This is a genomic window from Congregibacter sp., from assembly GCF_965660375.1.
In the GTDB taxonomy this organism is placed as follows: Bacteria; Pseudomonadota; Gammaproteobacteria; order Pseudomonadales; family Halieaceae; genus Congregibacter.
In genome coordinates, this window is record NZ_CBFHZO010000111.1 from 1 (window position 1) to 3,163 (window position 3,163).

Here is a 3,163-nt window from a genome sequence, read left to right on the forward strand (position 1 = left end):
AATCGAGTAACAGGTATCCAGGGGGTCACGATGCACATGAATTATGCGCGCGCCGGGAAGAGCCGTAAGAATGTGTCCGCAATAAAGAAAATTATGGGAAGTGCAGTCGACAAAACGCGGGCCGTCGCCAAGCCGGTCCCGTGCTGCGCTGTTGTATCGTCTGCCAAGCTCGGCAAAATCCACAGCTAAGGTAGCCTCAGCGTCCGAGACCTCGGCTGGTGCCGCATCCCGGGCAAGTACACCAAGCACACGCCGAAATAGTCCCAACTCTCCTCCCGGGGTGATCGCGCTGTGCTTGGCGAGAACGCGTTCCGCGAGACGTAAACCCGCGCGAGGCATGCCCAGGACAAAGATCGACCCGGACTCTTCCGCGCCCTGGGTCAATAATGGGAGTCGTGATGAGTCAAAGGTATCCCGGATGTCTTTTTGTGCACCCAGCTCCGTAGCCTCATCGTAGTTCACCAGCTTGCGATAGGTTTGTGCTCCGGCGTCATAGGCGGTGAACGATTCTTTGTAATCACCGAGGTCCTCAAACTCCTTACCCAGGGCGTAGCAGGCGATCGCCGTGAGTGTTGGATCAGTACTCTTGCGAATCGTATTCCGAAGCTCCTGGATGTGATTGTTGTTTTTGGACCAGCGCCGCAACTGCGTTCGCAGATGGAGAGCGCCAACATCGGTAGGCGATTTCTCCAGCACCTGCGCCAGATGCTTTTCGGACTCATCCGTTAAATCCAGCTGCGCCTCACAAACCGCGAGAAGATACAGTAACTGCTGGCTGTCGGGGTTTTTGTCACGGGCTATGAGCAGGCAGTTCCGGGCCTCCTTCAGCTGACCAAGCTCGGTGAATATCTGCGACAAGGCCGCCAGCTCCGGTTCCTTGGCTTCCAGTAGATCCACAGCCCTTGCACAACTCAGCGCGCGTTGCGACTGGCCATCAAACAGACAGAGCTGGGCTTTACGCAAGAGAATGCGCGGATTGGTGCCAAGATGCTCAGCGAGGGCATCAAGGTGCTCTAAAGCCGCCTGCGGATCGCCCCGCAAACTTTCAACATCGGACGCCAGATAACGTACTTCAAGCTCCTCAGGAAATTTACTCAAAAGCTCCTTGGCCACGGCTTCGGCGTTTTCCAGCTGTCGCGCTTGAACAAACTGCGATCCTTCATGGAGCAGGGACTGCAAGCTGGGCTCGCCTTGGGAGGTGGTGTTCATGTTTTTCCTCGGGTTAGGGACCCCTCAGGCCCCGGGCAGTAAATCGAAGGCCACGGTAATACGCGACTGATCGGAGTGAAAAGGCAGTGTGCCGTGCCACATGTAAGACGGGAACAGTACCAGCGTGCCGACGACGGGTTTAACGACACGACGGGGCGCGAGATCCAGTCCGAGCTCCATCATGGGCCGACCAAACTGGATATGGCCCTCGGTGCCATCACCTTCCTGAACCTCATCGGGTAAAGAAATATAGAGCGCCGAGCTGATCCAGCCCTCGGGATGTATATGGTTGGCGTGGTAGCCCTGATCGCGGAGTCGCACGGACCAGGCCCCTGCCATGCGCAGGTCGCTGGCCAGCTTCGGACGTGTGTTGCGGCTCCAGAACGGTTGATCCTCGTCGGTAGGCATGGTTTGTAGCGCACTGGCGATAGCGAGCTGCAACTGGGTCTCCAGACCGCGAAGAAGAGGCTCTTTAAGGCGAAACAAAAAACCGTTGGTCTGGGTCCCCCCGCGCACGCTTTGCTCGATAGGCTGTGCGTTACTGTGATGCAAATCTTCAAGCACACGGGTAAGTTCCTCAAAGTAGGCCTCCCGCGTTGCATACTCCGGTGGCGCAGGCACCTCTACAGGCACCACCATGCGCTGGTAATCAAGGAGCCAATCTTCCCGGGGATCACCCATTAGCTGAAGCGCCGTGCCGCGATAGGCCAACAGGGTCTGGTCAAAGGGCGCTTTTAGCAACCACTGCGCACAGAGCTCCTCGGCGCGCTCGGCCTCTTTGCACCGCAGCAGCTGCATCGCGTAGTAATGCTGAACGTAGCTGTCATCAGGGTTAGCCGAGCTGATCTGTTCCAGACGATCCAGAGCGGCGGTCTCCTGCCCCCGCTGCGCCATATCCAGGGCAGCCAATACTTGCAGATTGGCCGTCTCGGGACAGCCCAGGCGCTTCGCGTCCCGGAGCGTCTTTTCGACGTCGGACTCCTCCCCCAAGCGCTTCATGAGCTGCACAAGGGTCTGCCACAACGCCGGGTTGCGGGGCTCGCGCTTCACCGCAGCGCGGAGCTTCTCAAGATGATCGCGCTTTGCACCGGAACTGAAGCTTAGCTGAGCGGCAGTGCGCTGGAGCAAAGGATGACCGGGAAAGCGCTCTACCCCCGTATTGGCGCAGGCCAGCGCTGCGTCTATGTCTCCGGCATCGAGCAATGCCTCCGCTCGGTTGCGGTACAGATCCGGTTGGTCAAAACCGAGGTTGAGCGCCTTCTGGTAAGCCGCGGCGGCTTCCTCAAAATCGCACTCCTGACGCAACAGCTGCGCGAGGGAATAATGCAGCCGGGGTGCCTTGGGGTTATGCGCGATACCTTTTTGGCAAAGCGCCAGGGCTTGCGCGACGTCGTTCTGCTTCTGCGCAATCGCCGCTGCAAGCTCCCAAAAGGGTGGCGCCTGGGGAGCAAGCTCTGTGGCCCTGGTGATGCAGCGCATCGCCTCTGGCCAGTTCTCCTGTTGATAATGCAGTCGTGCCAGGGCCTGCCAAACGTCGGGTGAATCAGGTGCCGATGCCAGCGCCTTCTGCAGCTGTTTTTCTGCCTCGTCAAAACGCGCCTGTTGGCGGAGGAATGCAGCGTAGGCTAGTAGCGCTTGTGGCTGTTGTGGAGACGCTGCGATCGCAGCCTGAAAGGTCCTGTCTGCGCCCACCACATCACCCGACTGCTGCTGCCCGAGAGCCAACAACTGCAAGGCATTTGCCTCCCCGGGCATCTGCTGTAAAAGCTGCTGGCACAGCTGCGCGCAGTCCGCACCTCTGCCCGCCCGCAGCATCTGGTGCGCCTGTTGTAATGACTGGCGGTAATTCGGGTTCACGGCGGCTTTGGGGTCCTTTTATCCGTTAAGTGATCTATAGAAAGATGCTTAATCCGCTTATTTTATCGTCAAACAAGGTTCAATAGTCGCCCACGAC

2 protein-coding genes are annotated in these 3,163 nt (G+C 58.6%); both read right to left on the bottom strand.

Annotated features, from left to right (window positions below; translation table 11 throughout):
- The coding region (locus ACTG3T_RS10750; protein WP_439102273.1) for a tetratricopeptide repeat-containing sulfotransferase family protein at positions 1-1,209 on the bottom strand (1,209 nt) is incomplete at its 3' end.
- A gap of 24 nt (positions 1,210-1,233) precedes the next feature.
- Entirely contained in the window at positions 1,234-3,066 is a 1,833-nt protein-coding gene (locus ACTG3T_RS10755) for a tetratricopeptide repeat protein (protein WP_439102274.1), read from the bottom strand.
- Between the last annotated feature and the right edge of the window lie 97 nt (positions 3,067-3,163).